Source organism: Phormidesmis sp. 146-20, from assembly GCF_052939475.1.
In genome coordinates, this window is record NZ_JBJPHT010000105.1 from 1 (window position 1) to 2,879 (window position 2,879).

Below are 2,879 nucleotides of genomic sequence, written 5' to 3' on the forward strand. Positions count from 1 at the left end.
GACCGATTTCCCCTCTAACTTTTCACCTTTGACACAAAACTATTGACATACCCTGCATTAGAACTAAACTGACCATGTGTTGCCAAATGTACAATCGTAAAGGGTGACGCATTAATCTGTTTTTGCAACATAGAACCCGTAAAGGCTTCATTCAACAAGACTCGACTCGGAATTTGAGTCTTGATCTCTTCTAGCTCCCATTGAACATTTGGCAATGCTGAGAACCCACTTCGAGCTTGTGATAGCCCTGCCACTAAAGCTTTTAGGTTCACTTGTTGTACCGATCGAGGATTGAGCAACTGTAAACCAGGGGTGAGCGCAACACTGTAGTTCTCAATCAAAAACTGCTTACCATCATAAAGTGCTGCCATTGGCACATTTCGTAGTCTTCCATCTAGGACAAAGGCAAGATTTGTGATCTGATTTTGCTTTAAATCTGTTGCCATCGGGCGAATCAGCCAATCATAAACTTGCTGTCCGAGTCGTCTTGCTTCTGGACTCGCAAACGGTTGTTCTAATTCTTGTCGCAATTGATCTAATGTTCTTTCTACCGTTTGTTGAGACGCGATCGCAGTATATTGCCGCAATGATTGACCAGGCAAACTCACAATAATTTCAATGCGATCTGACAGAATAATCGGATAAATTACAGCCGTTGCGGTTTGATCAATTTTGTCGATCGCAACTGTTTGCCCCTCTAAACAAGCCGTTCGGAAAAAGTTGTCTAGTTCTGCTAGTTGAAGTGATTCAATCACTTGACGCGCCTTTTGCAGGTTGGCTTCTCCTGGCGTTTGACGTAACAACAAATCAACTAGCTCTCGATACACAGGTTCCACACTTTCTCGAAAGGAGAACTGGAGATCAGGATTCGTGCCAACTAGATCGCTACGAATAGATTGCAAGGTGTCAAATGCAGCCGTGTAAGTTCCGATTGCCTCCTTTCGCTTTCCTTGTGCTTTGAGAATGCGTCCTAGCTGCCATTGCCATTGATAAGCCATATCTGCGGCATTCATTGCTTGAGTAATGAGTAATGCCTGTTCTGTAAGCTTCTGAGCCTCTCCCCATTGTTGATTGCGCTCGTAAATGCTGCCTAAATATCCAACTGTGTAAGCTTCTGCACGTTGATCCTCTAACTCTCTTGCGTGCTGAACACCAATTGCCAAAACTTTAGCTGCTGTGATTTCTTCGCCTCCGAGCCTCATCAAACTTTGAGCAAAGTTAATTCGAGCATAGATTTCTGATCGACTTGGAGCAAGCTGATCCAGTTGGGCTGGGATGGTGTTGATCAGCGTGAGCTTCGCTGTTGCCGTAGGCAATCGTGCTTCTGCTTTCTGCCCTTGTTCTGTTAGTAATCTAAGTTGATTGAGTTGGGCTTGTGTCTTGACTAGCGTGTTCGATCGCTCAGCAGCCTGTTGATAAAACTTGAGTGCGGCTGGTCGGTCTTGTTTGGCTCTCGCTACGTTGCCTAAGCTCATCAGTGTTGCACTGATCTCTTCATTGCCTGATGTTGCTAAACTCTGCTGCAAAACTCGTTCAGCATTTTGAGTATCTCCCAGTAATAACAAAACGTTTCCTAAGCTTCTCAATCCTATTGCTTTGAGTGCAGAATCAGATTGCGTTTGCAGAGTTTTTTCTACTTGGGTTAGGGTTTGCCGCGATCGTAGAAAGAGTCCTAGCGATTGTTGTGCTTGAGCTTGGTTGATTAAGCTACCAATGCGCTTATTTTCATCTTTAAGTTGAGCATAGAGCTTGGCTGAACGCTCCCAATGTTCTAATGCCTGCTCTGCTTGACCTTGAGCAAACTTCAGATTTCCTTGAGTGTTCAGGACTTGTGCAAGAATGCGATCGCGCTCAGGTGTTCGACTTGGATTGCTTTGTAAGAGATTTAGACTTTGCGCGATCGCAGTCGTTGCTTCAGTCCAATTTCCTAATTTCTGATACGCTACGCACACATAGCTTAGACTTAATGCCTGGTTCAAAGCTTCATTTCGCTGCTGATAAGCGATAGCTGCTTTCTGCCAAGCTGCCAGTGCTTGAGTAAATTGCTCAGATTGATAGAAGCTACGCCCCTGTCGCATCAACTGTTCAGCATCTCCTTGCATTGTAGCCATAACAGTTTGATCCAGAGCTACCGTATCCGAAATTGCTGTCGCTGGGTTGAGTCCTAGCAAAACTATCAGCATCACGCTAGTGAACATCCATCCCAGAAAAGTCAGGCTTTTCAGCAGTTTCATGTGCCTCAATCACACTCCAAGGAATAATTTTTCCGGTCTGTGCTCTGATCGCCTTGATTGTACCAGGTAAGTTGTTCTGTAAAAGCGTTAACTTGCCTGTTATCAACTCAAAAGATCTTGCAAAGTAAGAGTATTCCTTTTCAAGGAACTCCGAAATCAAACCTATTAGGATCACATCATGCAAGCGCAAAATCAAACGAAAACAGTAACGCTCCCTTTGCTGCAACATGGAGATAACGGAAGCGCCGTTGAATTGCTCGAAAGGCTGTTGCTTTCATTTGGGTATCTGCCGATTTCAGTGGACGGAGTATTCACACAGCAAACAGAAAACTACGTGAGAGAATTTCAGCAGTTTCATTCTCTAACACAAGATGGAATTGTGGGGCGGCAAACTTGGCAAGCAATGATGAACCAAATTCCAATGGCTAAAACAAACTAGAAGCAACTTTCTAGCTTTGTAATTGAGTGGTGTGGTCCTACGATCGCACCACTTTTTCATTTTTCATGAGCTAGCTCATAGATGGATTTATCTGAATTTGGCAAACTACAGGTAGCCAATACGAGGAACTTCCATATGTCTTTGAACGTTGAATGGGTATGTCAATAGTTTTGTGTCAAAGGTGAAAAGTTAGAGGGGAAATCGGT

2 protein-coding genes are annotated in these 2,879 nt (G+C 44.0%); one reads left to right on the plus strand and one right to left on the minus strand.

All coding sequences use genetic code 11. From position 1 onward, the window contains the following. Positions 1-14 precede the first annotated feature (14 nt). Positions 15-2,234, minus strand: a complete 2,220-nt coding sequence (locus ACKFKH_RS33285) for a CHAT domain-containing protein (protein WP_446862686.1) — start codon at positions 2,232-2,234, stop codon at positions 15-17. A 178-nt stretch (positions 2,235-2,412) separates the two neighbouring features. On the opposite strand from ACKFKH_RS33285, the gene ACKFKH_RS33290 reads away from it, so the two are divergent. Continuing rightward, a complete protein-coding gene (locus tag ACKFKH_RS33290; RefSeq protein WP_446862687.1) occupies positions 2,413-2,673 on the plus strand; it encodes a peptidoglycan-binding domain-containing protein in 261 nt (86 codons plus the stop codon). The last annotated feature ends 206 nt before the right edge of the window (positions 2,674-2,879 follow it).

Bases quoted from the DNA above. Each gene is read 5' to 3' on its own strand.
- ACKFKH_RS33285 (WP_446862686.1), bottom strand. From the start codon at position 2,234: ATGAAACTGCTGAAAAGCCTGACTTTTCTGGGATGGATGTTCACTAGC.
- ACKFKH_RS33290 (WP_446862687.1), top strand. From the start codon at position 2,413: ATGCAAGCGCAAAATCAAACGAAAACAGTAACGCTCCCTTTGCTGCAA.